This window comes from Streptomyces aurantiaciflavus (assembly GCF_049808595.1).
GTDB lineage: Bacteria > Actinomycetota > Actinomycetes > Streptomycetales > Streptomycetaceae > Streptomyces.
The window spans coordinates 30,449-56,446 of sequence record NZ_JBNCAQ010000031.1 but is presented as its reverse complement, the minus strand read 5'-3'; the positions used below and the strand labels follow the sequence as shown (position 1 = coordinate 56,446).

The window sequence follows — 25,998 nt, the reverse complement described above, 5'->3', positions numbered from 1 at the left end:
GAGGATCATGCACTCCTGTGGCAGACGATTCGAAGAGTGACAACAGATCAGTGATCGGGTCGTACGTGGCGGTGGGGGACAGCTTCACCGAGGGCGTGGGCGACCCCGGCCCCGACGGGGCGTTCGTCGGCTGGGCCGACCGGTTCGCGGTACTGCTCGCGGACCGGCGGCCCGAGGGCGACTTCCAGTACACCAACCTGGCGGTGCGCGGAAAGCTGCTCGACCAGATCATGGCGGACCAACTGCCGAAGGCGGTGGAGCGCGCGCCCGACCTGGTCTCCTTCTGCGCGGGCGGCAACGACATCCTCCGCCCCGGCACCGACCCCGACGAGGTCGCCGAGCGCTTCGAGCGGGCCATCGCCGCGCTGACCTCCGCCGCCGGCACCGTCATGGTGACGACCGGCTTCGACACCCGTGGCGTGCCCGTGCTGAAGCACCTGCGCGGCAAGATCGCCACCTACAACGGGCACGTCCGTGCCATCGCCGACCGGTACGGCTGCCCGGTCCTCGACCTGTGGTCCCTGAAGTCGGTGCAGGACCGCAGGGCCTGGGACGACGACCGGCTCCACCTCTCTCCGGAGGGCCACACGCGCGTGGCGCTGCGCGCCGGACAGGTCCTCGGCCTCGACGTCCCGGCCGACCCGGAGCAGCCCTGGCCGCCGCTCCCGCCGCGCGGCACCCTCGATGTCCGGCGCGACGATGTGCACTGGGCGCGCGAGTACCTGGTGCCGTGGATCGGGCGCCGGCTGCGCGGGGAGTCCTCGGGCGACCATGTGACGGCCAAGGGCACGCTGTCGCCCGACGACATCAAGATGCGGATCGCGTCGGTGGCGTGAGCCGCGCCGGTGCGCGGCCGGCCGTCCACGTCGGACGGCCGGCCGCTCCACCAGTGAGGTGAGCACCCGGGAGTGGTGCGGCCGCGCGGCCCGGTCCGGCTGCTGGGATGACCGCACATCGTCCCCCGGCGCCGAAGGAACGCTCCCGCATGCCCCGTCCGCCCATGTCCCGCCCTCGCAAGCCGGTCACCGCCGCCGTCGTGACCCTGCTCGCCCTCGGTCTCCCGGCCGTCGCCGCCCCGGTGGCAACCGCCCTGCCGGCCCGGCCCGTCGCCGCGCTGCCGGCCGCGCCCAGCCCGGCCACCCTCACGGTGACCGGCGAGGGCAGCGCGAGCGCCGACCCCGACCTCGCGATCGTCGGCGCCGGCGTCGAAACCATCGCCCCGACCCCGGGGACGGCCCTGGACGCGCAGACCAGGGCGGCCGACGCGCTGCTGGGGGCCGTCCGCGCGCAGGGCGTCGCCGACCGGGACATCCGTACCGAGAACGTCTCCCTCATGCCCGTCCACGACTCCAGCGACGGCACCTCCCGTCTGAAGGGCTATCAGGCCGCGCAGTCCTTCGTCGTGCAGGTCCGTGAGGTGACGAGGACCGGCGCCGTGCTCCAGGCGATCGCCGAGGCCACCGGTGAGGCGGGCCGCATCACCTCCGTCGCCTTCGACGTGTCCGACCCGGCACCGCTTCAGGACCGCGCCCGCCGGGCCGCGCACGACGACGCCCACGCCAAGGCCGAGCAGTACGCCCGCCTCAGCGGCCACCGCCTCGGCCGGCTCGTCTCCCTCAGCGAGGACGCCGTCGGCCACCCGCGCCCCGTACCGCAGACCGCGGAGGCGGCCGGCCTCGGCGCGGGAGTGCCCGTGGCGCCGGGCATGATCCGCGCGACGGCGACGGTCACGGCGGTGTACGAGCTGGAGTGAGGAGAGGAGGGGGGCGAGGAAGCCGGGCCGACAGGGCCCCTCCGGGCCCCTCAGCGCTCCTGGGCGCTCAACGTCCCGGTGCCCGGCCCGAGTTCCCGGGCCAGTGCCTCGTCCACCCACTCCTGCGCCCGGGCCCGGGACACCGCACCCGCGTAGGACGTCAGCTGCACGGCGAGCCCGTCGAGCAGGGCCGTCAGACGCAGAGCGGTGCCGGACGGGTCGGGGCAGCGGAACTCGCCCGCGGCCACGCCCTCGGCGATCACCTCGGCGAGGGCCGCCTTCCACTGCCGGTCGAGGTCCCGGGCCACTTCCCGCAGGGCGGGCTCGCGCAGCGACACCGCCCAGCCCTCGATCCACAGCCGCCAGCCCTTGGCCTGGCCCGTGGGCGCGTACCAGCGCACGGCCGAGCGCAGCCGGCGCAGTGCGGTCGTACGGCGGCCGAGCAGCTTGCGCAGATGCGCCAGGTCGTCCTCGGCCGCGTACGCGAACGCGGCGGCGACCAGCTTCTCCTTGGTCTCGAAGTGATAGAGCACCAGCGCGTTGCTCACGCCGAGCGCCGCGGCCACGTCGGCGATCCTGACCGCCGCCACGCCCCGCGCCTCGATCTGCTCGATGGCGGCCCGCAGCAGCTCCTCGCGCCGCTCGGCCACACTCAACCGGACCCTCGCCACGCCGTCACCCTACACACCAGGCCCCTCGCGCAGGGGCCGCGACCTGCGCGGACGCCCTCACCGCCGGCGGCCGAACCGCTCCGCGATCACCGCCAGGCGCCGGGCGGCGACCGCGTGCGCGGCGGCCCGGGGCGTCGCCCCGTCGGCCTCCGCCCGCTCCAGCACCAGCTCGACCAGCGCCCGCATCGAGCGGCGCGTGTACGCGAACGCCTCGTCCGCGTCCGCGCCGATGTCACCGAAGAGCGTCCACCACCACCAGGCGTTCGTCCCCGAGTTCACGACGACGTCCGGCAGCACCCGCACCCCGCGCGCGTGCAGCAGTTCCTCCGCCTCGGGCAGGACGGGCATGTTGGCCGCCTCGGCGATCCAGCGGGCGCCGATCCGCTGCTGCTCGTCCACCCCGATCGCGTACGACACGGCCGCCGGCACCAGCACCTCCGCCTCCGCGGACAGCCAGGCGTCACCCGGCAGTTCACGGTCGTCGGCGCGCAGCGCGGAGCGGTCGACGGTGCCGTGGGCGTCCCGCGCGGCCAGCAGCGCCTCCACGTCCAGGCCGGCCGGGTTGGCGATCGTGCCCTTGACGTCGGCGACGGCCACGACCGACAGCCCCGCGCGCGTGAGGAAGCGCGCCGTGGCCCCGCCCATCGTGCCGAGCCCCTGCAGGGCGACCCGCGTGCCGGCGTACGGCACCCCGGCCCGGTCCAGGGCCGTGAGCACGGACTCGGCGACGCCGCAGCCGCCGACCAGCTCGTCCAGACCGATGCCGTCCACCTCGACCGCGAAGGCGTCCGCGAGCCGCTCACGGGCCGCCTCCTCGTCGTCCAGCAGCGGATAGACGGCCTGGACGCAGGAGACGAGCCCCGCCTCGGCGGCGGCCCGGTCGATCAGGTCCTGGGTCAGCCCGAGGTCCTCGCCGGTCGTCCAGCAGCTCTCCACGTACGGCCGCACCGCCCGCAGGTACCGCACCAGCAGCCCGTACGCCTCCGGGGCGCGCGGGTCGCAGTCGATGCCGCCCTTGGCCCCGCCCAGGGGGACGTAGCGTGCCTCGGGGTCGTAGTGCAGCGCCTCCTTGAGGCTCATGCCGCGGGCGAGGCCGGTCACCTCGTCGAGGGTGCAGCCCTCCCGCATGCGCAGACCGCCGCTGCACACACCCCGCACGAGCCGGTCGACGACCAGGAAGCCCTGACGGCCGGTGACGTCGTCGGTCCAGGTGAGGGACAACAAGGGGGCGGCCATACGGACTCCTCGACCAGGACCATTACTGAACAGCAGGTCAGTATCGAGATCCCTGAGTCCCCCTGTCAACGCGGTGCCGCAGGCCTGTTGACGAGGGCGGTCCGGCGTTGTCGGAGGGCCCGACCATAATGGGAGTCCTCAGCGACTCCACCTGGAGGTACCGTGGCCGGTTTCCGTACCCTGAGCTCCGGGCTCCGTGCCGTGCGGCCCGAGGCCTTCGGCGCGGACCCGAGCGGTGAGCGCCTCGCGCGCATCCGCAGATCGCCCCACTTCAAGGACGGGGTCTTCCAGAATCCCGGCGGCCCGGCGCGCACCCGCCCCTCGGGCTCGGCCCTCGACTTCGCCAAGGTCTTCTTCGACAAGGACTCCCGCCCCCGCCGCGCCCCCGCGGGCACGGTCCCGGTGCACGCCACCACCCTCGCCGACCTCGCCGAGCCGCCCGCCACGGGCCTGCGCCTGACCTGGATGGGTCACTCCAGCGTGCTCGCGGAGATCGACGGGCGCCGGGTGCTGTTCGACCCGGTCTGGGGTGAGCGCTGCTCCCCCTTCCCCTTCGCCGGTCCCAAGCGCCTGCACCCGGTCCCGCTCCCGCTCGCCGCCCTGGGCCCTGTCGACGTCGTCGTCATCTCGCACGACCACTACGACCACCTGGACACGCCCACCATCAAGGCGCTGGCCGGCAAGGACACCCTGTTCGCCGTGCCGCTCGGCGTCGGCGCCCACCTCGAACACTGGGGCGTGTCCCCCGGCCGGCTGCGCGAACTGGACTGGCACGAGGCGACGAAGGTCGGCTCCCTCACCCTGACCGCCACCCCGGCCCGCCACTTCTGCGGCCGCGGCCTGCGCAACACCCAGCACACCCTGTGGGCCTCCTGGGTCGTCGAGGGCGAGGAGCACCGGATCTACCACAGCGGTGACACCGGCTACTTCGATGGCTTCAAGGCCATCGGCGCCGAACACGGCCCGTTCGACGCGACGATGATCCAGATCGGCGCGTACTCCGAGTTCTGGCCCGACATCCACATGACACCCGAGGAGGGTCTGCTCGCCCACCTCGACCTCCAGGGCGGCGAGCCGGCGGGCGTGCTGCTGCCGATCCACTGGGCGACCTTCAACCTCGCCACGCACGCGTGGGCCGATCCGGGCGAGGGCACCCTGGCCGCCGCGCGCGCCGCCGGTGCGCCCGTCGCCCTGCCCCGGCCCGGCGAGCCCTTCGAGCCGACCGCCGAGACCTTCCCGGCCGAGCCGTGGTGGCGCGGTGTGGCGCTCGCCCCGGCGGGCGGATGGCCCGAGGTGCCGGCCCTCGAAGCCAAGGCCACGGCCGATACGATGAGTGACATACCGAAGGGTGCGGCCGAGGACGGCGAGGCCCCGGAGGCCGTACCGGCGGGCTGACCGAGGCCGCCGCGGCGGATCGCGGAGGGGGTCGGGGAGCGTGAGGCTCCCCGGCCCCCTTCTTCTGTCCGCGAGCACCTCTGAGCGCCTCTGACCAGCTCTGATCGACTTCTTTCGCTCTGGGATCCGGGAACTCCGGGGGGTCGTCGCTCTTACGTGCGAAGCCTCATACCAGAGCGGGACCCTCCCCGGGGGACTTTGTCAACTGCCCACCGCACATGATGCGTTGGCGACTACTGTGAGTGTCCGTCGGGCGACGTGTGGCCGAATACGCGGCTCTCTCGACCGACACCGCGATGGCGCATGCCCGAGTCGCGCACCCGCGCGAACCACCACGCCCGACGGACACAGTACGAGGACCCCCGATGTCTCACCTCCGCGCACCGGCCGCACGCGCAGACCGCCGTGAGGGCGGACGGCACGGACGACCGGTCGCCCGCACCGCACCCGCACCGGCCGAGACACACATACGGCCCCAGCTGCTGCGGCTCGCCGTGCTCCCTCCGACCGCCGTCGCCCTCAGCGCCTGCGCGGCCGTCCTGTTCGCCGTGCGCTCCACCGGCACCCGGCCCGGCCCGACCCTGTGGGCCGTCCTGGCCGGCGCCGTCGGAGTGACCGCCGCGGGCATCCTGATCGCGGCCGTGGCCGCCGACCGCGCCGCCCGCTCCGTCAGCGACCGCGTCGCCGCCCTGCGCCGCAACAGCGCACACGGCGAGGCCGACCTGCGCGCCCTGCTGGAGGCGCTGCGCCGCGGCGAGACCCCGCCCCAGCGCACCTCGCGCGGCGGGCCGCCCGCCGACGCCGACGAGTTCGAGCTGCTCGCCGCCGACCTCTCGCGCGCCCACGACGGGGCCGTCACCGCCGTGGTCCAGGCCGCCCAGCTCTCCAGCCAGGCCGGCAGCGAACAGAAGCTGGAGGTCTTCGTCAACCTCGCGCGGCGTCTTCAGTCGCTCGTGCACCGCGAGATCTCGATCCTCGACGAGCTGGAGAACGAGATCGAGGACCCCGACCTCCTCAAGGGCCTCTTCCACGTCGACCACCTCGCCACCCGCATCCGCCGCCACGCGGAGAACCTCGCCGTGCTCGGTGGCGCCGTCTCCCGGCGGCAGTGGAGCAACCCCGTCTCCATGATCGAGGTGCTGCGCTCCGCCATCGCCGAGGTCGAGCAGTACTCCCGGGTCAAGCTGGTCCCGCCGATCGACGGCGAGCTGCGCGGGCACGCCGTCGCCGACGTCATCCATCTGCTCGCCGAACTCGTCGAGAACGCCACGGTGTTCTCCGCCCCGCACACCCAGGTGCTGCTGCGCGCCAACCTCGTCACCTCCGGGCTCGCCGTCGAGGTCGAGGACCGCGGCCTCGGCATGCCCGCCGAGGAACAGAGCCGGATGAACGCCCTGCTCGCCGACCCCGACCAGGTCAACGTCGGCCGCCTGCTGGCCGACGGCCGCATCGGCCTCTTCGTCGTCTCCCAGCTCGCCCGCCGCCACGGCATCCGGGTCCGTCTGCAGACCAACATCTACGGCGGGGTCCAGGCCGTCCTCGTCGTACCGCAGGCCCTGTTGGGCTCGGCGACGGTGCTGCCCGGGCCGTCGGCGGAGGAGAAGCGCGGGGGAGCGGCGCCGGCCGCAGAGGACGTGCGGGGGCGGGCGCCCCGGACGGTGCAGGGGCAGGCGCAGGTCCGGGCGGAGCCCCGGCCACCGGCCGGCCGGACCCCGGCGCCCGGCCCCAGCAGCCGGACCGGCACGCCCCAGCCGCAGGCCATCCTGACGTCCGGGGCGGTTCAGTCCGGTACGCCGGTCACGGCCGAGGCACGGCGCAGGGCCGACGGACCGCCGGCGCGGAGCACGTCCGCCGGCGGCCGGCCGCCGTCCCCCGGACAGCCGCGGACCACCTCGGACGGGCTGCGGCCCCCGCTGACCCCGCAGCCCGTGCCCCCGAGCCCGCAGCCCGTGCCCCCGAGCCCGCAGACCGGCCCCGGAACCCGGCTCCCGGGCGGGTCGTCCCTCCCGTCCGGCCGGCCCGAGCACGACACCGCGCACCTGGGCGGCCGTGGCCCGGCCCCGCTGCCCGTGCCCCCGAGCTCGCAGGCCGGCCCCGGAACCCGGCTCCCGGGCGGGTCGTCCCTCCCGTCCGGCCGGCCCGAGCACGACACCGCGCACCTGGGCGACCGTGGCCCGGCCCCGTTGCCCGTGCGCGGCGCCCACGAGGAGCGGCCCAACCCGGCGGAGGCCGTTCCCGGCATCCGGCCCGGCGACCGGCCCGTCGTGGACGAGAACGCGGGCCGGGTACCGACCCCGCGCGCGGGCGCCGTGCGCGGCACCATGGGCAAGCCCCGACTGCCCCGCCGCCGCGCCCAGGAGCACATCGCGCCCCAGCTGCGCGGCGGCCCGGCCCCGCGCCAGGACGACGAGCGGCCCGCCGGCCACGACCCCGGCCTGATGGCGGCCTTCCAGCGCGGCATCGGCCTCGCCGAGGCCCAGCAGAGCCTGGAGGCGGACGCCCCGGAACCGGCCCCGTTCACGGCGCCGGACCCCCTGACGCCCTCGCCGCCCACCACGGACGTACCGCCCCCGACCGCCGTGTCCGAAGCACACCCCGCGCACGCGCCCGCCGTCCCCGAGGCGTACCGCGTGTCCGGCCCCGACCACCTCCCCACCACCCGGCACGACGGGAGCGCACCAGCCGGATGAGCACGCCCCTGACCACCCCCACCCCCACCGCCACCCCCACCTCTGCCCTCACCCCCACCGCTCCCGCAGACCTTCGTACCCCAAGGAGTCGATCCACCATGGCGAGCGATGCGCCGACCGGCCTCGTATCCGACCTCGACTGGCTGATGAGCGGCCTCGTGCAGCGTGTACCGCACACGACCAGCGCGGTCCTCCTCTCCTGCGACGGCCTCGTGAAGTCCGTGCACGGCCTCGACCCCGACAGCGCCGACCACATGGCCGCCCTGGCGTCCGGTCTGTACTCCCTCGGCCGCAGCGCCGGCGTCCGCTTCGGCGACGGCGGGGACGTGCGCCAGGTCGTCGTCGAGCTCGACTCGAGCCTGCTGTTCGTCACCACGGCCGGTTCCGGCACCTGCCTCGCCGTCCTAGCGGACCGCGAGGCCGACGCCGCGGTCCTCGGCTACGAGATGGCGATGCTCGTCAAGAGCGTCCGCCCCTACCTGGTGACCGCGCCCCGGCAGCACGCCGTGGAACCGTCGGTGATGGGGCCTTGAGCGTGGCAGCAGTCGGCGACGGGCCCTGGCTCGACGACGCGGCCGGACGGCTGGTGCGCCCGTTCACGGTCAGCAACGGCCGCACCGAGCCCACCGTCGCCCTCGACCTCATGACCCAGGTGAGGGCCACCGGGGCGACCCCCCTCGGCTACCTCGGCCCCGAGCACGCACAGGCCCTCGACCTGTGCCGCGCACCCGTCCCGGTCGCCGAGGTCGCCGCCCACCTCAAGCTGCCGGCGGTGGTCACCAAGGTGCTGCTGTCGGACCTCGTCGACTGCGGGGCGCTGACCACCAAGCCCCCCGAGTTCCACCACAACCCCACCGACCGGGCCCTACTGGAGGCAGTGCTCGATGGACTACGACGCCAGCTCTGAGCGCGATGAGCACGACGACGGCCCCGACCCCTTTCCCACCGCGCTGAAACTCCTGGTCGCGGGAGGGTTCGGGGTCGGCAAGACCACCTTCGTCGGCGCGGTCAGCGAGATCGCGCCCCTCAGCACCGAGGAGCTGCTCACCACGGTCAGCGCCGCGACCGACAACCTCGACGGCATCGAGAACAAGGTCGAGACGACCGTGGCGATGGACTTCGGCCGGATCACGCTCGACCCGCACCACGTGCTGTACCTGTTCGGCACCCCCGGACAGGAGCGGTTCTGGTTCATGTGGGACGAGCTGTCCGAGGGCGCCCTCGGCGCGGTCATCCTGGCCGACACCCGCCGTCTGGAGGAGTGCTTCGCGGCCGTCGACTTCTTCGAGGAACGCGGCCTCGGCTTCATCGTCGCCGTCAACGAGTTCGACGGAGCCCACCGCTACGACCCCGAGGAGGTGCGCGCGGCCCTGGACCTGCCCCCGGAGATCCCCGTCGTGCGCTGCGACGCACGTATCTCCGCCTCCGGCGTCCAGACCCTCCTCACCCTCGTCAGGCACCTCATCGCGCACGCACCGGCGGCACCCCGGCCGAGCCGCGGCGCCCACATGTGATTCCCGCACACAACGCACCGGAGCCGCACATGCCGTACCTCGACAGCGACGGAGCACGCCCATGAGCTACGACCCGCCGCGCCCGGCCGGTCGACTGCTGCTCACCCCCGAGGACAAGGAAGCTCCCGCCCGGATGCGCAGACTGCGCCGACTCGGCCTCGGGGAGCGGCCGGACCCCGCCCTCGACGCCTTCGCGGACCGTCTCGCCGAGCTGGCCGGGGCGCCGTACGCCATGGTCAACTTCATCGACGAGGAACAGCAGCTCCTCGCCGGGCTGCACACCCCGGACGGCGGCCGGGCCGCCCGCGGCGGCAAGCCCGAGCTGAGCCGCCGGCTGCCCCGCGACCACGGCTACTGTCCGTATGTCGTCGTGCGGCGCAAGGCGCTGGTCCTGGAGGACGTCCGCGACTATCCGCGCTTCGCCGGCAACCCGGTCGTCGACGAGTACGGCATCCGCTCCTACCTCGGCGCCCCGCTCATCGACACGACCGGCACGGTGCTCGGCACGGTGAGCGTCGCCGACCTCGCGCCCCGGCCCTGGGGGAAGGCGGGCCTGGAGACCATCAAGGCGACGGCGGCGGATCTCGCCGGACGGCTGGAACGCCGGGAGGCCGCAGGCCCGCCGTGAGCGGCGCCTCACGCGGTCACGAAGCGGGCCCGGGCGCGCCGGGCCACCGTCAGACGGCCCGCCAGACGTTGTCGAAGGCGGCATCCTCGACGGACCGTCGCTGCCGTACGCCCGCCAGTTCCGTCACCGCGTCGCCGACCGCGGCCAGCACGGTCACCACCGGGTCGGTCGGCGCACCCGGGAAACCGTCGGCCGGCTCCTCCCGGACACCGGCCGCGGCGGCCAGCGCGGCGAGGACCGGCTCACCCGACGCCCAGCGTTCCGCGGCGTGGCGACGGGCCGGTGACTCCGCCGGCGTCAGGCGGCCCGACCGTGCGCCGAACAGGCGGCCGCGCGGCCGGGTGAGGAGCCCGTCCGCCTCCAGCCGGGCGGTGTAGGCCGCCGACAGGCCACGGCCTCGGCGCCACAGCCAGTCCTCGACCGACTCGTACGGTTCCTCCCGGACGAGGGACGACGCGGCCTCCGCCAGAAGGCGGTCCTGCGCCGCCGGCTGCGGGCCGGGCACGAGGCGGTCGTCGTCGAGGACGAGCGCTCCGGCCTCTGCCAGGTCGATCACCTCGGCTCCCGCGAGGGCGAGGGACAGTTCACCCTGCTCCACCGGACGCACGGGCGGCACGTCCAACGAGACGAGCAACAGGTCCTGGGCTGTGGTCATGAGCGGCTCCCCGTCGGTCGGTCCCCCGTCCAGGGTCGCACGCCGCCGGGAGGCGTGAAGCGGATCTGTGGCACCGCTTAAGAAAGTCTCGATGGACCGGGCCGCCCCCGTACGGCAGATTGCTACGAGATCCCACCCTCCCCCCGCCGCGGGCTCCTTCGGCATGCCCGGCGCGGGCCTCACCCACAGGAGCCGTAGCGTTGAAGGCGCTGGTCAAGGAGAAGGCGGAGCCCGGGCTGTGGCTCACGGACGTGCCGGAGCCCGCAGTCGGACCCGGCGACGTACTGATCAAGGTGCTCCGCACCGGCATCTGCGGCACCGACCTGCACATCCGGGCCTGGGACGGCTGGGCGCGGCAGGCGATCCGCACCCCGCTCGTGGTCGGGCACGAGTTCGTCGGCGAGGTCGTGGAGACCGGCCGGGACGTCACCGACGTCGCCGTCGGCGACCGGGTCAGCGGCGAGGGCCACCTCGTGTGCGGCAAGTGCCGCAACTGTCTCGCCGGGCGCCGCCATCTGTGCCGGGCCACCGTCGGTCTCGGCGTCGGCCGCGACGGCGCCTTCGCCGAGTACGTCGCCCTGCCCGCGTCCAACGTCTGGGTGCACCGCGTGCCGGTCGACCTCGACGTGGCGGCGATCTTCGACCCGTTCGGCAACGCCGTGCACACCGCGCTCTCCTTCCCGCTGGTCGGTGAGGACGTCCTGATCACCGGCGCGGGCCCGATCGGCCTGATGGCCGCCGCCGTCGCCCGGCACGCGGGCGCCCGCAACGTCGTCGTCACCGACGTCAGCGCGGAGCGCCTGGAACTGGCCCGCAAGATCGGCGCGAGCCTCGCCCTCGACGTGTCGCAGGCGTCCATCGCCGACGGGCAGCGCGAGCTGGGCCTGCGCGAGGGCTTCGACATCGGCCTGGAGATGTCCGGGCGGCCCGAGGCCCTGCGCGACATGATCGCCAACATGACGCACGGCGGCCGTATCGCCATGCTCGGCCTGCCGTCCGAGGAGTTCCCGGTCGACTGGGCCCGGATCGTCACGTCGATGATCACGATCAAGGGCATCTACGGCCGCGAGATGTTCGAGACCTGGTACGCGATGTCGGTCCTCCTGGAGGGCGGCCTCGACCTCGCCCCCGTGATCACCGGCCGCTACGGCCACCGCGACTTCGAGGCGGCGTTCGAGGACGCGGCGAGCGGTCGCGGCGGCAAGGTCATCCTCGACTGGACCGAGTGACCTCCCTTCCGCCGGACCGAGTGACTCCCCTTCCGCGCAAGCACCTTCAGGAGCCTTCCCATGTTCGACTCCGTACGCGACGATCTTCGCGCCACCCTCGACGAGATCCGCGCCGCCGGGCTGCACAAGCCCGAGCGCGTCATCGGCACCCCGCAGTCCGCGACCGTGAACGTCACCGCGGGCGGCCGCCCCGGCGAGGTCCTCAACTTCTGCGCCAACAACTACCTCGGCCTCGCCGACCACCCCGAGGTGGTCGCCGCCGCCCACGAGGCACTGGACCGCTGGGGCTACGGCATGGCGTCCGTGCGCTTCATCTGCGGTACGCAGGAGGTGCACAAGGCGCTGGAGGCGCGGCTGTCGGCGTTCCTCGGCCAGGAGGACACGATCCTGTACTCCTCCTGCTTCGACGCCAACGGCGGTGTCTTCGAGACGCTGCTCGGCCCCGAGGACGCGGTGATCTCCGACGCCCTCAACCACGCCTCGATCATCGACGGCATCCGCCTGTCCAAGGCCCGTCGCCTCCGGTACGCCAACCGTGATCTGGCCGACCTGGAGGCGCAGTTGAAGGAGGCGTCCGACGCGCGCCGCCGTCTGGTCGTCACCGACGGCGTCTTCTCGATGGACGGCTATGTGGCCCCCCTCCGCGAGATCTGCGACCTCGCCGACCGCTACGACGCGATGGTCATGGTGGACGACTCGCACGCCGTCGGCTTCGTCGGCCCCGGCGGCCGGGGCACGCCCGAGCTGCACGGTGTGATGGACCGCGTCGACATCATCACCGGCACGCTGGGCAAGGCGCTCGGCGGCGCCTCCGGCGGTTATGTCGCCGCGCGTGCCGAGATCGTGGCGCTCCTGCGCCAGCGCTCGCGCCCGTACCTCTTCTCCAACACCCTCGCTCCGGTGATCGCCGCGGCCTCGCTGAAGGTCCTGGACCTGCTGGAGTCCGCCGACGACCTGCGGGTGCGGCTCGCCGAGAACACGGCCCTGTTCCGCCGCCGTATGACGGAGGAGGGCTTCGACGTCCTCCCCGGCGACCACGCCATCGCGCCCGTGATGATCGGCGACGCGGCGAAGGCGGGCCGGATGGCCGAGCTGCTGCTGGCGCGCGGGGTGTACGTGATCGGCTTCTCCTACCCGGTCGTTCCGCAGGGCCAGGCCCGTATCCGCGTCCAGCTGTCCGCGGCGCACTCCACGGACGACGTGAACCGGGCCGTCGACGCCTTCGTGGCGGCCCGTGCGGAACTGGAAGGCTGAGCACTCCGGACAAACTGAGAGAATCGGTCCCGTGATCGAAGCGCGGCGGCTCCACATCCTCCGTGCGGTGGCCGACCACCGCACCGTGACGGCGGCTGCCGCCGCGCTGTACCTCACGCCCTCCGCCGTCTCCCAGCAGCTCACGGCCCTGGAGCAGGAGACCGGCCACCGTCTGGTCGAACGGGGAGCGAAGGGCGTACGGCTCACCCCGGCCGGCGAGATCCTGCTCGCCCACACCCACGCGGTCCTCGCCCAGCTGGAGCGGGCCGAGGCGGAACTGGCCGCCTACGGCTCGGGGGCCGCCGGGACGGTCACGGTCGCCGCCTTCGCCACCGGCATCGCCCTGGTCGTGGCCCCCGCGGTGGCCCGGCTCGCCGGCACCGCGCCGGGGATAAGGATCCGCGTCCGGGACGCCGAGGGCGACGCGAGCCTGCCGATGGTCCTCGACCGCCAGGTCGATGTCGCGGTCGCCGTGGAGTACCGCGGGGCCCCGTCCGCCGACGACCCGCGCCTCACCCATGTCCCGCTGTACGCCGAGCCCTTCGACGCCGTCGTCCCGGTCACCCACCGGCTCGCCGACGTGGCCGAGGTGCCGCTCGCCGAGCTGGCGAAGGATCCGTGGATCGGCCCGTACCCCGGCAACCCCTGCCACGACGTGGTGGTCCTGGCCTGTGAGCACGCGGGCTTCCAGCCCCGCCTGGAGCACTCCTCGGACGACTTCCGGGCGGTCGTCGCGCTGGCCTCGGCCGATGCCGGGGTGGCGCTCGTGCCGCGGTCGGCGCTGCGCGGCATGGACCTCACGGGCGTGGTCGTCCGCCCCGTCGACGGGGTCGCCCCCACCCGCCGTGTCTTCGCGGCCGTACGCCGGGGCGCGGAGGAGCACCCGCTGATCCGGCCGGTGCTGGACGCGCTCGGGGAGGCGGCTCAGGAGTGAGTTCTACGTAACAAGGCTGTCTCATATCCGGGATAGATTCCCGGATATGAGAAACACGCAACAGGGCCGCACGCGACCCGCAGCCGGTGAGGCCGGGCCGCCGGACCCCGTCGACGCCCGGCTCGCCGCCCGCCTGGCCGAGCTGCGGGCCGAACGCGGGTGGTCGCTGGGGGAGCTGGCCGGGCTCAGCGGGGTGAGCCGCTCGACCCTGTCCCGCGCCGAGCGGGCGGAGATCAGCCCCACGGCCGCCACCCTCAACCGCCTGTGCCATGTCTACGGACGCACGATGTCCCGGCTGCTCGGCGAGGTGGAGGCGGAGCCCGCGCCGCTGGTCCGGGCCGCCGAGCAACCCCTGTGGGAGGACCGGACCTCCGGGTTCGTGCGGCGATCGGTGTCGCCGCCGCACCCCGGACTGCGGGGCGAACTGGTCGAGGGACGGCTCTCCGTGGGCGCCGACATCGCCTACGACCGGCCGCCCGTGGCCGGTCTGGAGCAGCACGTCTGGGTCCTGGAGGGCGCCGTCGACGTCACGGTGCAGGACGTCGACCATCACCTGGACGCCGGTGACTGCCTGCGGATGCGCGTGTGGGGGCCGACGCGGTTCCGGTGCGCGGGGGACACGGACGTGCGGTACGTGCTGGCGGTGGTGCTGCCATGACGACGACCCGTCTCGACGCCGGCCAACTGCTCGACAGAACGGACGCGTTGGCCGAGCTCCTGGTCGACACGGTGGACGGCGGTGCCTCGGTCGGCTTCCTCGCCCCGCTCGCCCGCGCGGAGGCCGTCGCCTGGTGGCGGGAGCGGGTGGCGGATGTGGCCGCCGGTCACCTCGCGGTCTGGGCGGCCCACGACGGCGACCGCGTCGTCGGCACCGTCAGCCTGGCCTTCCCCGGCAAGCCCAACAGCCGGCACCGCGCCGAACTCGTCAAGCTGATGGTCCGCCGGGAGGCTCGGGGAAGGGGCCTCGGCCGCAGGCTCCTGACCACCGCGGAGGAGGCCGCCGCCGCGGTGGGCGTCACCCTCCTCCACCTCGACACCGAGACCGACAGCCCCGCCGAACACCTCTACCGCAGTGCCGGATGGACCAGGGCGGGCGTGATCCCCGACTACGCGGCGAGCCCGGCCGGCGTCCTGCGGCCGACCACCCTGTACTACAAGCAGGTCGCCGCCGGGTGACTGTCAGTGGCAGGCGCTACGGTGCGAAGCATGCCGGACGCCGAAGACGTACGCCGTATCGCCCTGTCCCTGCCGGACACGACGGAGAAGATCGCCTGGAGCATGCCCACCTTCCGGGTCGCCGGGAAGATGTTCGCCACGCTGCCCGAGGAGGAGACCTCCATCGCCGTGCGCTGCCCCAAGGAGGAGCGCGACGAACTGGTCCTCGCCGAGCCCGGGAAGTTCTGGATCGCCGATCACGAGGCCCAGTTCGCCTGGGTCCGGGTCCGGCTGGCCGCCCTGGAGGACGAGGACGAGCTGCGTGACATCCTGGCCGACTCCTGGCGTCAGGCGGCACCGCCGCGGCTGCTGGAGGCGTATCCCGGGCTGGGGGTGGCGGCGGGGGAGTGACGCGGAGCCGGGGCGCCGGCCGGGGAGCGACGGCGGCCGGGCCCCGATAAACGGATGCGCGACCACCGACCCGAGTGCGGTATGGTTTCACTGCACGTTCGGCCGGGGGAAACCCCAGGTCAGACGGGCAACGGGACGTGGCGCAGCTTGGTAGCGCACTTGACTGGGGGTCAAGGGGTCGCAGGTTCAAATCCTGTCGTCCCGACCAGCTCTTATGCGGGTCGCAGGCCGTTTCCTCGAACACGAGGAGACGGCCTTCCTCGTGTTCGCGGGGTCCTTCAGAGGCGAGTCGTACGTCGCCCGGGCAGCTGTCGCAGCTCCTCGACCCGCAGCAGCCGGGCCAGGCCCACGTACACCAGCGCCATGGTCAGGGCCCCGGCCGTGAGCGCGAGCGCGGTGGGCAGGGTGCCGTCGCCCAGTGACCGACCGCAGGCCCGGTCCACCGCCCAGGCCAGGGCCGCGGCAAGACCTGCCGCGCACATCAGCCTGGTGTACGTACGCCGCAGCGCCCCGTCGTCGAGGCGGGCGCCGGTCCTGCGGCGCAGCAGCCGCACGGTGACGGCGAGGCCGGCCAGGTAGGACAGGGTGTAGGCGCCGGCCATGCCGGTCACCGCCCAGCGGGCGGGCAGCAGCAGGTGGCAGGCGGTGGCCAGGGCGATGTTGACCGCCGCGATCCGGACCGCCAGGAAGAACGGGGTCCGGGTGTCCTCGAAGGCGTAGAAGCCGCGCAGCAGCAGGTACTGCGCGGAGAAGGGGATCAGCCCGAGGCCGAAGGCCTGCAGCATGTGCCCGAGCGGCCGGGCGGAGGCCGCGTCGGCCGCGCCGTGGGCGAACAACAGCGTGGAGATCCGCGGGCCCAGGGCCAGGAACAGGAAGGCGGCGGGGACGATGACGACCCCGCTCACCCGCAGTCCGCGCGACAGGTCCGCGCGCAGGTCCGCGATCCGGCCCTCCGCCACCGCCCGGCTCATGCGCGGCAGCAGCGCCGTCACCAGGGAGACGGTCACCACCGACTGCGGCAGCATCCAGATCGTCTGCGCGTACGTGTACGCCGAGTAGCCCGCGCCGGCGTCGGGCAGTGCCTGGTCGGCCGCGTTGGCGTAGTTGGTGACCACCGTCAGGGCGACCAGGTTCGTCAGGACGAACAGCAGGGTCCACTGGGCGGCGCGGATCCCGGAGCCCAGACCCGAGCCGCGCCAGTCGAACCTCGGACGGAAGCGGAAACCGGCCGCCCGGGCGAACGGGATCAGGGCGAGGGCCTGCACCGCGACACCGGCCGTCGTCCCGATGCCCAGCAGGCGGACCTGGGCGCCGGTGATGTCCTGCACCCGTTCCGGTACGGTCATCAGGCCCAGGTAGGCGCCGAACATGCCCAGCAGGACGACGTTGTTGAGGACGGGGGTCCACATCATCGCGCCGAACCGCTCGCGTGCGTTGAGGACTTGGCCGTAGATGTTGTACAGGCCGTAGAAGAAGATCTGCGGCAGCAGGAAACGGGCGAAGACCACGGTGAGTTCGTAGGCCTCGTGGTTGTCCGGGGTGTCGCGCATGTACACCGCGACGATCTGCGGGGCCGCCCACACGGCGAGGGCGGTGCCGACGGCCAGGACGGTGACGACCAGGGTGACCAGTCGCTGTTCGTAGGCACGCCCGCCGTCGGGGTGGGTGGTCCTCGCCCGCACCAGCTGGGGCACCAGCACCGCGTTGAGCGCGCCGCCGATCAGCAGCGTGTACAGGCTGGTCGGCACCGTGTTCGCCGTGTTGTACGTGCTGGCCAGCAGGCCGGTGCCCAGGGCGGCCGCCTGGAGGACCTGCCGGATCAGGCCGGTCGCCCGGGACACCACGGTGCCCAGCGCCATCAGCACGGACGAGCGTGCCGCCCCGCCCGACCGCACGGCTCGCGCGTCGCTCTTCGTCCCCTCCACCATCCGGACAACCTACGTCATCAAGATCACCGGGATCCAACTCGCTTGGTCACAGGGCCGGTTGGTCGGCGTCCAGCGCGGGGGCCAGCAGGGTGAACGCGCGGTCGGTCAGGTCCGCCGGGTCCTCGGCGCCGTCGCTGTCGCTCCAGCGTCGCAGGACCGTGTCGAAGGCGGTGAGCGTCATTCCCGCGGCCAGCTGGGCCCGCAGGCCGGTGTCGGGGCCGGGTGGGAGGCGGTGGGCCAGTTCCGTGGCGAGGTCGTCGCGCCACTGCGCCTGGCGCTCCAGGAAGCGGGCGCGCAGGGCCGGGGTGCGCAGGATCAGGCGGACCACGCGCAGAGCCCGTTCGGCGTGGTCGGAGCGGTCGGCGCACTCGGCGACGGGCACCTGGACGGTGTGCCGCAGGGCGACCGAGGGGGGCTCGTCGGCGGGGCGGGCCGCCAGTTCCGCGCGCATCGCCTCGCCCATGCCGGACAGGAACTGGACGACGACGTCCTCCTTGGACGCGAAGTACCGGAAGAACGTCCGCTTGGACACGCCGGCCGCGACCGCGATCTCGTCGATGGTGACGCCGTCGAACCCCTTCAGGGCGAGCAACTGCAGGGCTGCTTCGGTCAGTTCGTCCGAGACGAGCTGACGTTTGCGCTGGGCCAGGCTGACTTCCGGTCGGGTGCTCACCACCCCATCGTACCTCTCATGCCATTTTTGGCACGCGATGTCTACTTGACACTTGGTGACATCGTAGGCAACGTGTGCCGCATGACCGAGCAGCAGCGCTGGACCACCGCGGAGATCCCGGACCGGACCGGACGGGTGCACGTCGTCACCGGAGCCACCAGTGGCCTCGGTCTGGCGACCACCCGGGCCCTCGCCCGTGCGGGCGGACACGTCGTGCTCGCCGTGCGCGACCCGGACAAGGGTCGGCGGACCGTCGCGGACCTCACCGCCGCACAGCCCGGCGCCCGGCTCGAGGTGCGCCGGCTCGACCTCGCCGACCTCGACTCCGTGCGCGCCTTCGCCGACGGGCTGCGCGCCGATCACGCGCGCGTGGACGTCCTCGTGAACAACGCCGGCGTGATGGCGCCACCGCGCACGCTCAGCGCCCAGGGGCACGAGATGCAGTTCGCCGTGAACCACCTCGGACACTTCGCGCTCACCGGTCTGCTGCTCGACCGGCTGGCCGCGGGGAGCGATCCGCGGGTCGTCACGGTCAGCTCCGTCAACCACCGGCAGGGTCACCTGCGCCTCGACGACCTCTCCGGCGAGCGCGGCTACCGGCCCATGGTGTTCTACAACCAGTCCAAGTTCGCGGGCGCCGTCTTCGGACGGGAGCTGCACCGACGGCTCGAGGCGGCGGGCAGTCCGGTGCGCAGCCTGCTCGCGCACCCCGGCTACACCCGCACCAACCTCCAGTTCAACGGGCCGGTCCGGCTCTACCGCGTGCTGTTCGGGCACCTCGGCGGCCCGCTGCTCGCACAGCCCGCCGACCAAGGCGCGCTGCCCCAGCTCTACGCGGCGACCGCGCCCGACGCCCGTGGCGGCGACTTCATCGGGCCGGACGGCCGGGGCGAGTTGCGGGGCGCGCCGACCCGGGTACGGCTGTCCGCCGAGGCGGCCGACGAGGAGACCGGGCGCCGGCTGTGGGAGGTGTCGGAAAAGCTCACCGGGGTGCGGTACGAACTGCCCGTGCGCTAGGGGGCGTTCATCCGGCGAGGGCGGGCGGGTCCGGGCGGTGCGGGGGATCGGCCGGGCCGGGCGGGTGCCGTCACCTGCGGCCGCGGGCCCGGGCCTCCCGCGGCGGACGGATGAACTGCAGCTCCAGCGTGACCGACGGCTCCGCGACGCCCGGCCCGCCCGCGGCCGCCCAGTCCAGGATCTCCTCCGTGCAGTCGTCGTCCGTGGCGAACCCGACCCAGGTGGCCCGGCCACCCGCCCGGCGTCCGGCGGCGGAGGGCTGCACGACGATGACGTTGGCCTGGTCGCAGGGGCCGAGGCAGTCCGTCGTACGGACCTGGAAAGCACCGTCGGACGCGGCGGCGGCCGCGCGCAGGCGGTCCAGTTGCCAGGCGTGGTCGTAGCCGGGGTGCTTGCGGGCGTCGCCACAGCAACAGCCCCGGCACACGACGAGGGTGCAGGGCCGGCGGGCGGCGGCCCCGATCGCCACCGCGCGCCGGCCCGGCAGCGCGGGACGCGGTGCCACGCCGGTCAGGAGGCCGAGAGGCCGACGTGGGCGAGGGCCTGCCGCAGCAGGAACCCGTGCCCGCCCGGCATCTCGCTCTGCACCGCGGGCGAGGCCGCCTCCTGCGGGTCGAACCACACCAGGTCCAGGGCGTCCTGCCGGGGCCGGCAGTCACCGGTCACCGGCACGATGTAGGCCAGCGACACCGCGTGCTGACGCGGGTCGTGGTACGGGGTGATGCCCTGCGTCGGGAAGTACTCGGCGACGGTGAAGGGCTGGAGGGAGGCCGGGACGCGGGGCAGGGCCACCGGGCCGAGATCCTTCTCCAGGTGGCGCAGCAGGGCGTCGCGGATCCGCTCGTGGTGCAGGACCCGGCCGGAGACCAGGGTCCGGCTGACATTGCCGTCCGGTCCGATGCGCAGCAGCAGGCCGATGCTGGTGACTTCGCCGCTGTCGTCGACGCGTACGGGCACGGCCTCGACGTACAGGATCGGCATGCGGGCGCGCGCCATCTCGAGCTCGTCGGAGCTCAGCCAGCCGGGCGTGGTCTCGGTCATGTCAGACATTGCTTGATCATACTTTCAGTGTCCGTCGGGAAGCCGGTAGACCCGGCGGGCGTTGTCCGCCGCGGCCCACCGCGCCACGCGCAGCGCGTCGGGCAGGCTCAGTTCGTCGGCGTCCACCCGGTCCTGGAGGAGCTCTCCCAGACCCCGGCGGAACGCCAGCGCGCCGAGCCCGTAGAACTCGGCGACACCATAGGCGTCGGAGCTGTACAGCAATTTGCGGAACGGTGTGATCTCCAGCGCCTCCTCCAGAACCGCTCGCGCCCGCACGGGACCCACATGATGCAGGGTGAGCCCCACGTCCAGGTAGACCTGCTCGAACACCGCGGCCAGATAGGCGACTTGCCGCTGGTAGGGCCAGCAGTGCAGGAACAGCACCGGGATCGTGCCCGCGACGAGGTGCAGCCACTCCGTCAGAAGGGTGGGGTCCACCCGGTGCAGCCGGATGTCGTCGTCGCCGAAGCCCGTGTGCAACTGCAGCGGCAGGCCCAGGTCCACGGCGGTCCACAGCAGATGGCGGACCAGCACCGGCTCGTCCAGCCGGCCGCCGCGGGACAGCCAGCGCCGGGCCGCCCGCGTCACCTCGGCGTCCGAGGGCCGGGCCGGGTCCAGTTCGAAGCCGGTGCGGTACGCGGCCACCGACTTCACCCCGACCACCCCGGGCCGCCGTACCGCGTCCAGCGCGGCCGCCCGGAACGCGTCCGCGTATCCGCCCGCCTCGACGCCCCGCGCGGCCACCGCCTCCGCGACGGCCTCCAGCCGTACGACCTCGTGCGCGACCCCGCCCGCCGCCTCGGCGAGTTCGCCGGGCGTCGTCAGGCGGTGCGGGGCGAAGCCGGTGTCCACGCAGAACACGCCGGTCCGGGCGGCCATGAGGAAACGCCGGTTGACCTCCGACGGGCCCAACTCGGCCCGCCGGGCCAGGTAGTCCTCGGCGGGGGCGTGCCGCTCCAGGTCCAGCACCGGGGCGCAGTGGCGCCGTACGGCCACGCCGGCCGGGGTGTCGAACGGCGAGACGCCGGGCCAGCGGTCGCCCTCGGTCAGCAGCGCCTCGAAGCCCGCGCGGTCGAGCGGGCCGGTGACGACGCCGTGGCAGTGGTGGTCCACCAACTCCAGCTCGGCGAGCGCCTCGTGGACCGGTCCGGAGGGGCCGGCCATCTCAGTACTTCCAGCGGTAGGCCGCGGCCACCTGCTCGTCGTCCAGCCCGTCCACCGCCTCGATCTCCCCCTGCCGTACGGCGACGACCGCGTCGGCGAGGACCGGGCCCAGCGCCGCCCGCAGCACCTCGTCCCCCCGGAACTCCGCCACGGCCTCGCCCAGCGAGGTCGGCAGCCGGCGCACGCCCCGGGCCGCGGCCTCCGCGGCGTCGAGGTGGGCCGGGTCGCCGGTGGTCTCCTCGGGCAGGACCGCCCCCGAGCCGAGCCCGTCGAGGCCCGCGGCGATCAGACAGCCGAGGGCGAGATAGGGGTTGGCGGCCAGATCGACGGGCTTGACCTCCAGGTTCGCCTGCTCGGCGCGCCGGCCCGCCGTGCCCCGCACCAGACGCACCGCCGACTCCCGGGTCTCCAGGCCCCACGCGGTGAACACCCCCGCCCACTGGGAGGGTTGGAGCCGCAGATAGCTCGCCGGACTCGGCGCGGTCACCGCCGTCAGGGCCGGCAGGCGGGCCAGGACTCCGGCCGCGAAGGCCTCCGCGTCGGCCGTCATGCCGTACCGGCGGTCGCCGCCCGCGTGCAGGTTGACGCCGTCGCGCCAGGCGGAGAGGTGGACATGGCCGCCGTTGCCGACGCCCTGCGCGACGACGGCCGGCGAGAAGGAGACGCGCAGGCCGTGGCGGCGGGCCAGCGCGCGGACGGTCTGGCGTACGAGGACGCTGCGGTCGGCCGCCGCCACCGGGTCCAGGGCGCCCACGGAGATCTCGAACTGGCCGGGCGCGTACTCGGGATGGACCTGGTCGACGTCCACGCCCTGCGCCGCGCACGCCGCCAGCAGATCGGCGGTGTACTCGCTCAGCTCGACCTGCCGGGTCGCGCCGTACGCGGGTCCGGAGGCCGCCGGCACGAACTCCCCGGCCGGTGCCAAGTCCAGGCCGAGAGTCCACTCGATCTCGATGCCCGCCTTGAAGGTGAGGCCGTGCTCGCGGGCCGCGCCGGCGACGATGCGGCGCAGGACGGTGCGGGAGCAGCCCGGGTGCCGTTCGCCGTCCTGGGTGACACGGTCGACCGGCGCCCACGCCCAGCCCGGCTGTCCGGCCAGGACGACCAGCCGGTCCAGGTCGGGGTACAGGCGCAGGTCGCCGTCCGGGGAGCCCAGCACGTCGGTGGTGACGATGCGGTCGTCGGCCAGGAACGTGTCGAACACCGGGGACATGCCGACGCCCCAGGCCGCCGCCGAGGCCAGCCCGGCGACCGGGATCGTCTTCACCCGGCCGATCCCCGCGGTGTCGACATAGGCCAGGACGACGCCGTGCACGCCCCTCCCCGACAGCTCCCCGCCGAGCGCTCTCGCCCGCTCGACGTCACCGGGGCGTCCACCGGGCACGGGGTCGGCAAGGGTGGTCATACGGCCTCCACGGTCACGGCCTCCACGGTCGGTCGCCGGTCAGGGTTTCACGGCCACCGCGCCGTACTGCGGCACCACGGCGGGGGAGCCGGGCTCGGCCCGCCACTGCGAGCAGGACACCAGGCCCGGCTCCAGCAGCTCCAGGCCCTCGAAGAACGCGGCGATCTCCGCACCGCTGCGGGCGGTGATCGGCGGAGTGGCGTTCTCGTTCCAGAACTTCATCGCCGGGATCTGGCCCTCGCCGCCCACCTCGCTGTCGTGGGTGGGATGGGTCAGGACGAGGAAACTGCCGGAGGGCACCTCCGCCATGAGCCGCCGCACGATGTGCCGGGCCGCCTCGACGTCCAGGACGAAGTTCAGGATGCCGAGCATCATCACCGCGACCGGCCGGCTGAAGTCGAGGGTCTTGGCGGCGCGTTCGAGGATCGCGTCCGGGTCGTGCACATCGGCGTCGACGTAGTCGGTGACGCCGTCGGTGGTGCCGGTCAGCAGGGTGCGGGCGTGCACCAGCACGATGGGGTCGTTGTCGACGTACACGATCCGTGAGTCGGGCGCGACGCGCTGGGCGATCTCATGGGTGTTGTCCGCCGTCGGCAGCCCGGTGCCGATGTCGAGGAACTGCCGTATCCCGCGCTCCTCGGCCAGGAACCGCACCGCGCGGCCCAGGAACCAGCGGTCGGCGCGGGCGATCTCCCGGATCAGCGGGAACATGCCGGCGACGTGCTCGCCGACCTGCTGGTCGACCTCGTAGTTGTCCTTGCCGCCGATCCAGTAGTTCCACACCCGCGCGTTGTGCGCCACGCCGGTGTTCAGCCGTGCGGTACCGCCCGACGGCGTGTGGCCCTCGCTCACGTCACTGCCCCTTCTCGCGTCCAGCCCCGTCGTCCGCCATTGTGCCGCCGGAAGATCACCGGTGTCCCGGGAATCGGCGCAGCCGTGGACCGGCTCGGGGCGGGGCGGCGTCCCCCGGTAGGGTGACAATCCGGTCACCCCCGTACAGGAAGCAGGACATGCCCTACTCCGACGCCCCGCACCTGACCGCCTCCGAGCCGTCGGCCGCCGCCGCCGACATCCGTCTGATCGTCACCGACATGGACGGCACGCTGCTCGACGACGACAAGCAGGTGCCCGACGGGCTGTGGGAGGTGCTCGCGCTGCTGCGGGAGCGCGGGGTGCTGTTCAGCCCGGCGAGCGGACGGCAGTACGCCACGCTGGCGCGGGAGTTCGCCGAGGTCGCCGACGGGATGGTCTTCATCGCGGAGAACGGCACCTATGTCGTGCGCGACGGGAAGGAACTGAGCTCCGACCCGCTCGACCCGGCGGTGGTCACCCGCGTCGTCGCGGCCGTACGGCGGCTCGCGGCCGACGGCGTGGACGTCGGGGCCGTCGTGTGCGGGAAGCGGTCCGCGTACGTCGAGCGGACCGACGAGGCCTTCCTGGCGGAGGTCCGCAGGTACTACGTGCGGCACGAGGTCGTCGAGGACGTCGCCGCCGTCGAGGACGACATCATCAAGGTCGCCCTGTTCGACTTCGGGTCGGCCGAGGAGACCACCGCCCCGGCCCTGGCGCCCTTCGCGGACACCCACCAGGTCGTCGTCTCCGGCGAGCACTGGGTCGACGTCATGAACCGCACCGCCAACAAGGGCGCGGCCCTGCGCCGCCTCCAGCGCGAGCTGGGCATCACGCCCGCGCAGACCCTGGTGTTCGGCGACTACCTCAACGACCTGGAGATGCTGGACGCCGCCGACTGGTCCTTCGCCATGGCCAACGCCCACCCGGAGGTCGTCCGCCGGGCCCGCCACCTCGCCCCGGCCAACAACGACAACGGTGTGCTGCGCACCGTCGTCCGCCTGCTCGGCCTGCCGGTCGGCGGCCTCTGAGCGCACGGCTCATGCACGGGGCCGCGCGTGCCCGTGCTGCCAGGCCCAGGCCGCGATCTCGACGCGGTTGCGGGCGTTCAGCTTGAGCTGGACGCTGGACAGATGTGTCTTGACGGTGGACAGGGACACATACAGCTCGGCCGCGATCTCGGCGTTGGTGCGGCCGAGGGCGACCAGCCGGACCACGTCGAGCTCGCGGTCGGTCAGGGGCTCGGCGGGTGACGGCGGACGGGGCGGGACGACCTCTCGCGGGGGCTGCGTGACGTGCTTGAGCAGCCGGACCGTGACCGACGGGGAGACCAGCGAGTCGCCGGCCGCGGCCGCGCGGACCGCCTCCGCGAGCAGGGTCGGCCCCGAGTCCTTCAGCAGGAAGCCGCACGCGCCGCCGCGCAGCGCCCCGTAGACGTACTCGTCGAGGTCGAAGGTGGTGACCACGACCACCCGCATCGGGTCGGCGACCTCGGGGCCCGCCAGCAGCCGGGTGGCCTCCAGCCCGTCCAGCTTCGGCATCCGGATGTCCAGCAGGCACACGTCCGGCCGTACCTTCCGGGCCAGCGCGACCGCCTCCTCACCGTCGGCGGCCTCGGCGACCACCGTGATGTCCGGCTGGGCGTCGAGGAAGAAGCGGAAGCCCGTGCGGACCATGTCCTGGTCGTCGGCGATGAGGACGCGGATGGGCGCGCCGGGCGGGGTGGGGCTCGTCATGGCTCGATCATGCCTCAGGGGTGGTCCGGCTCAGGTGCGGGCCGTCTCCCGTGCCGGCGTTCTCGGGCCGCCGGCCGCCGGCCGGCAGCGCGGTGGTGGAGCCGTGCTCCTTCATGAGGCCGTGACCGGCCAGGACGGTGTCCATGGCGGTGGGCCGGCCTTCTCAGCGCTCGAACTTCCAGGTGACGGAGGTGTCCGTGGCCTTGACCACGGTGACGGGGATGTCGACGGTCTCGCCGCCGCCCTTCTTGCCGGTGCAGGTGAGGGTGGCCCCGGCGACGGCCTTGAGGCCGGTGGGGCAGGTGACGCCGGAGACCTCGTCGCCGACCCAGGGGAGCGGGTGGTACTTGCTCTCGGTGCGGGCGGCGACGATGCCGGCCCTGAGCGCCTTGTGGCCGCCGACGGTCGCCGTGCTGTACCGGTCAAGTCCGGTGGTCGACTCGGTGCCGGAGAGCAGATGGGTGCCGACTCCGAAGACCGCGGCCACGGCGGCCGCACCGCCCACGGCGCCGACGAGGAACCTGCGCTGCATCACGTATCTCCTGAGGTGAGGGGGAGGAAGTGGCTCCACTCTCGCCCGCGGGCCCGGGCGCGCGCCTCGGCCATACGGTCAGGGACGGCGGGCCGTCTCCTCGACCGTTCGGCCGATCCCGCGGCCGG

General features: G+C 73.7%; 29 protein-coding genes and 1 tRNA gene. 17 read left to right on the top strand and 13 right to left on the bottom strand.

What is annotated here, in order from left to right; translation table 11 throughout:
• Nucleotides 1-50: 50 nt before the first annotated feature.
• Nucleotides 51-836, top strand: coding sequence for an SGNH/GDSL hydrolase family protein (locus ACPT94_RS31085; protein ID WP_360345903.1), 786 nt, complete (start codon nucleotides 51-53; stop codon nucleotides 834-836).
• 149 nt (nucleotides 837-985) lie between these two features.
• Nucleotides 986-1,753 carry an SIMPL domain-containing protein gene (locus ACPT94_RS31080; RefSeq protein ID WP_360345829.1) on the top strand — a complete coding sequence of 256 codons (768 nt, stop codon included), beginning with the start codon at nucleotides 986-988 and terminating at the stop codon, nucleotides 1,751-1,753.
• Between the two features lie 50 nt (nucleotides 1,754-1,803).
• On the opposite strand, the gene ACPT94_RS31075 is transcribed toward ACPT94_RS31080, so the two are convergent.
• Together ACPT94_RS31075 and ACPT94_RS31070 are read right to left on the bottom strand one after the other, a co-directional pair.
• The gene (locus ACPT94_RS31075; RefSeq protein ID WP_360345827.1) at nucleotides 1,804-2,424 is read right to left on the bottom strand and encodes a TetR/AcrR family transcriptional regulator; all 621 of its coding nucleotides are present in this window, start codon (nucleotides 2,422-2,424) and stop codon (nucleotides 1,804-1,806) included.
• 57 nt (nucleotides 2,425-2,481) lie between these two features.
• Nucleotides 2,482-3,660: a Glu/Leu/Phe/Val dehydrogenase dimerization domain-containing protein gene (locus ACPT94_RS31070; protein WP_425247358.1), complete on the bottom strand. Its 1,179-nt coding sequence runs from the start codon at nucleotides 3,658-3,660 to the stop codon at nucleotides 2,482-2,484.
• Between the two features lie 162 nt (nucleotides 3,661-3,822).
• Between ACPT94_RS31070 and ACPT94_RS31065 the strand changes: the two genes are divergently transcribed.
• From ACPT94_RS31065 to ACPT94_RS31040, 6 genes are all read left to right on the top strand, one after another.
• A complete protein-coding gene (locus ACPT94_RS31065; RefSeq protein ID WP_425247357.1) occupies nucleotides 3,823-5,055 on the top strand; it encodes an MBL fold metallo-hydrolase in 1,233 nt (410 codons plus the stop codon).
• 365 nt (nucleotides 5,056-5,420) lie between these two features.
• Entirely contained in the window at nucleotides 5,421-7,745 is a 2,325-nt protein-coding gene (locus ACPT94_RS31060; RefSeq protein WP_425247356.1) for an ATP-binding protein, read from the top strand.
• A gap of 98 nt (nucleotides 7,746-7,843) precedes the next feature.
• Nucleotides 7,844-8,278 (top strand): roadblock/LC7 domain-containing protein, encoded by a 435-nt coding sequence (locus ACPT94_RS31055; RefSeq protein ID WP_360345819.1) that lies wholly within the window; start codon nucleotides 7,844-7,846, stop codon nucleotides 8,276-8,278.
• Nucleotides 8,279-8,280: 2 nt separating this feature from the next.
• Nucleotides 8,281-8,652 (top strand): DUF742 domain-containing protein, encoded by a 372-nt coding sequence (locus ACPT94_RS31050; protein ID WP_360345817.1) that lies wholly within the window; start codon nucleotides 8,281-8,283, stop codon nucleotides 8,650-8,652.
• On the top strand, nucleotides 8,630-9,259 hold the full coding sequence (locus ACPT94_RS31045) for a GTP-binding protein (protein ID WP_360345816.1): 630 nt from the start codon (nucleotides 8,630-8,632) through the stop codon (nucleotides 9,257-9,259). Before ACPT94_RS31050 ends, ACPT94_RS31045 begins: the two co-directional genes overlap by 23 nt.
• Nucleotides 9,260-9,320: 61 nt before the next feature.
• Entirely contained in the window at nucleotides 9,321-9,887 is a 567-nt protein-coding gene (locus ACPT94_RS31040; protein WP_360345814.1) for a GAF domain-containing protein, read from the top strand.
• Between the two features lie 49 nt (nucleotides 9,888-9,936).
• On the opposite strand, the gene ACPT94_RS31035 is transcribed toward ACPT94_RS31040, so the two are convergent.
• Complete coding sequence (locus ACPT94_RS31035; RefSeq protein WP_360345812.1) at nucleotides 9,937-10,542, bottom strand: GOLPH3/VPS74 family protein; 606 nt, start codon at nucleotides 10,540-10,542, stop codon at nucleotides 9,937-9,939.
• Between the two features lie 200 nt (nucleotides 10,543-10,742).
• Between ACPT94_RS31035 and tdh the strand changes: the two genes are divergently transcribed.
• The 7 genes from tdh to ACPT94_RS31000 all read left to right on the top strand — a co-directional run bounded on the left by tdh (nucleotide 10,743) and on the right by ACPT94_RS31000 (nucleotide 15,733).
• Nucleotides 10,743-11,771, top strand: coding sequence for an L-threonine 3-dehydrogenase (tdh, locus tag ACPT94_RS31030; protein ID WP_360345810.1), 1,029 nt, complete (start codon nucleotides 10,743-10,745; stop codon nucleotides 11,769-11,771).
• Between the two features lie 60 nt (nucleotides 11,772-11,831).
• Nucleotides 11,832-13,025 (top strand): glycine C-acetyltransferase, encoded by a 1,194-nt coding sequence (locus tag ACPT94_RS31025; protein ID WP_425247355.1) that lies wholly within the window; start codon nucleotides 11,832-11,834, stop codon nucleotides 13,023-13,025.
• A gap of 31 nt (nucleotides 13,026-13,056) precedes the next feature.
• On the top strand, nucleotides 13,057-13,959 hold the full coding sequence (locus tag ACPT94_RS31020) for a LysR family transcriptional regulator (protein ID WP_360345806.1): 903 nt from the start codon (nucleotides 13,057-13,059) through the stop codon (nucleotides 13,957-13,959).
• Between the two features lie 46 nt (nucleotides 13,960-14,005).
• The gene (locus ACPT94_RS31015) at nucleotides 14,006-14,617 is read left to right on the top strand and encodes a helix-turn-helix domain-containing protein (protein ID WP_360345804.1); all 612 of its coding nucleotides are present in this window, start codon (nucleotides 14,006-14,008) and stop codon (nucleotides 14,615-14,617) included.
• On the top strand, nucleotides 14,614-15,135 hold the full coding sequence (locus ACPT94_RS31010; protein WP_360345802.1) for a GNAT family N-acetyltransferase: 522 nt from the start codon (nucleotides 14,614-14,616) through the stop codon (nucleotides 15,133-15,135). Before ACPT94_RS31015 ends, ACPT94_RS31010 begins: the two co-directional genes overlap by 4 nt.
• Before the next feature lie 30 nt (nucleotides 15,136-15,165).
• Nucleotides 15,166-15,525, top strand: coding sequence for an MmcQ/YjbR family DNA-binding protein (locus tag ACPT94_RS31005; RefSeq protein WP_360345800.1), 360 nt, complete (start codon nucleotides 15,166-15,168; stop codon nucleotides 15,523-15,525).
• 131 nt (nucleotides 15,526-15,656) lie between these two features.
• Nucleotides 15,657-15,733: transfer RNA gene (locus ACPT94_RS31000), tRNA-Pro, on the top strand.
• A 70-nt stretch (nucleotides 15,734-15,803) separates the two neighbouring features.
• On the opposite strand, the gene murJ is transcribed toward ACPT94_RS31000, so the two are convergent.
• Together murJ and ACPT94_RS30990 are read right to left on the bottom strand one after the other, a co-directional pair.
• Nucleotides 15,804-17,453, bottom strand: coding sequence for a murein biosynthesis integral membrane protein MurJ (gene murJ / locus ACPT94_RS30995; RefSeq protein WP_360345798.1), 1,650 nt, complete (start codon nucleotides 17,451-17,453; stop codon nucleotides 15,804-15,806).
• A gap of 46 nt (nucleotides 17,454-17,499) precedes the next feature.
• On the bottom strand, nucleotides 17,500-18,126 hold the full coding sequence (locus ACPT94_RS30990; RefSeq protein ID WP_360345796.1) for a TetR family transcriptional regulator: 627 nt from the start codon (nucleotides 18,124-18,126) through the stop codon (nucleotides 17,500-17,502).
• Between the two features lie 81 nt (nucleotides 18,127-18,207).
• Between ACPT94_RS30990 and ACPT94_RS30985 the strand changes: the two genes are divergently transcribed.
• On the top strand, nucleotides 18,208-19,143 hold the full coding sequence (locus ACPT94_RS30985; RefSeq protein WP_425247354.1) for an oxidoreductase: 936 nt from the start codon (nucleotides 18,208-18,210) through the stop codon (nucleotides 19,141-19,143).
• 70 nt (nucleotides 19,144-19,213) lie between these two features.
• Here ACPT94_RS30985 and ACPT94_RS30980 read toward each other — a convergent pair whose 3' ends face one another.
• The 5 genes from ACPT94_RS30980 to ACPT94_RS30960 are packed head-to-tail and all read right to left on the bottom strand — an operon-like array spanning nucleotide 19,214 to nucleotide 23,605.
• Entirely contained in the window at nucleotides 19,214-19,606 is a 393-nt protein-coding gene (locus tag ACPT94_RS30980; RefSeq protein ID WP_360345901.1) for a (2Fe-2S) ferredoxin domain-containing protein, read from the bottom strand.
• 47 nt (nucleotides 19,607-19,653) lie between these two features.
• Complete coding sequence (locus ACPT94_RS30975; protein ID WP_360345899.1) at nucleotides 19,654-20,184, bottom strand: NUDIX hydrolase family protein; 531 nt, start codon at nucleotides 20,182-20,184, stop codon at nucleotides 19,654-19,656.
• A gap of 24 nt (nucleotides 20,185-20,208) precedes the next feature.
• On the bottom strand, nucleotides 20,209-21,348 hold the full coding sequence (locus ACPT94_RS30970; protein ID WP_425247353.1) for an amidohydrolase family protein: 1,140 nt from the start codon (nucleotides 21,346-21,348) through the stop codon (nucleotides 20,209-20,211).
• A gap of 1 nt (nucleotide 21,349) precedes the next feature.
• Nucleotides 21,350-22,753, bottom strand: a complete 1,404-nt coding sequence (locus ACPT94_RS30965) for a glutamine synthetase family protein (protein ID WP_360345790.1) — start codon at nucleotides 22,751-22,753, stop codon at nucleotides 21,350-21,352.
• A 39-nt stretch (nucleotides 22,754-22,792) separates the two neighbouring features.
• Complete coding sequence (locus ACPT94_RS30960; protein WP_360345788.1) at nucleotides 22,793-23,605, bottom strand: SAM-dependent methyltransferase; 813 nt, start codon at nucleotides 23,603-23,605, stop codon at nucleotides 22,793-22,795.
• Nucleotides 23,606-23,763: 158 nt separating this feature from the next.
• On the opposite strand from ACPT94_RS30960, the gene ACPT94_RS30955 reads away from it, so the two are divergent.
• Nucleotides 23,764-24,633: a Cof-type HAD-IIB family hydrolase gene (locus ACPT94_RS30955; protein ID WP_425247352.1), complete on the top strand. Its 870-nt coding sequence runs from the start codon at nucleotides 23,764-23,766 to the stop codon at nucleotides 24,631-24,633.
• Nucleotides 24,634-24,642: 9 nt separating this feature from the next.
• Here the strand turns inward: ACPT94_RS30955 and ACPT94_RS30950 are convergent, their stop codons facing one another.
• The 3 genes from ACPT94_RS30950 to ACPT94_RS30940 are packed head-to-tail and all read right to left on the bottom strand — an operon-like array spanning nucleotide 24,643 to nucleotide 25,870.
• Nucleotides 24,643-25,338 carry a response regulator gene (locus tag ACPT94_RS30950; RefSeq protein ID WP_360345784.1) on the bottom strand — a complete coding sequence of 232 codons (696 nt, stop codon included), beginning with the start codon at nucleotides 25,336-25,338 and terminating at the stop codon, nucleotides 24,643-24,645.
• Between the two features lie 7 nt (nucleotides 25,339-25,345).
• The gene (locus tag ACPT94_RS30945; protein WP_425247351.1) at nucleotides 25,346-25,483 is read right to left on the bottom strand and encodes a hypothetical protein; all 138 of its coding nucleotides are present in this window, start codon (nucleotides 25,481-25,483) and stop codon (nucleotides 25,346-25,348) included.
• 18 nt (nucleotides 25,484-25,501) lie between these two features.
• On the bottom strand, nucleotides 25,502-25,870 hold the full coding sequence (locus ACPT94_RS30940; RefSeq protein ID WP_360345782.1) for a DUF4333 domain-containing protein: 369 nt from the start codon (nucleotides 25,868-25,870) through the stop codon (nucleotides 25,502-25,504).
• Nucleotides 25,871-25,998: the final 128 nt, after the last annotated feature.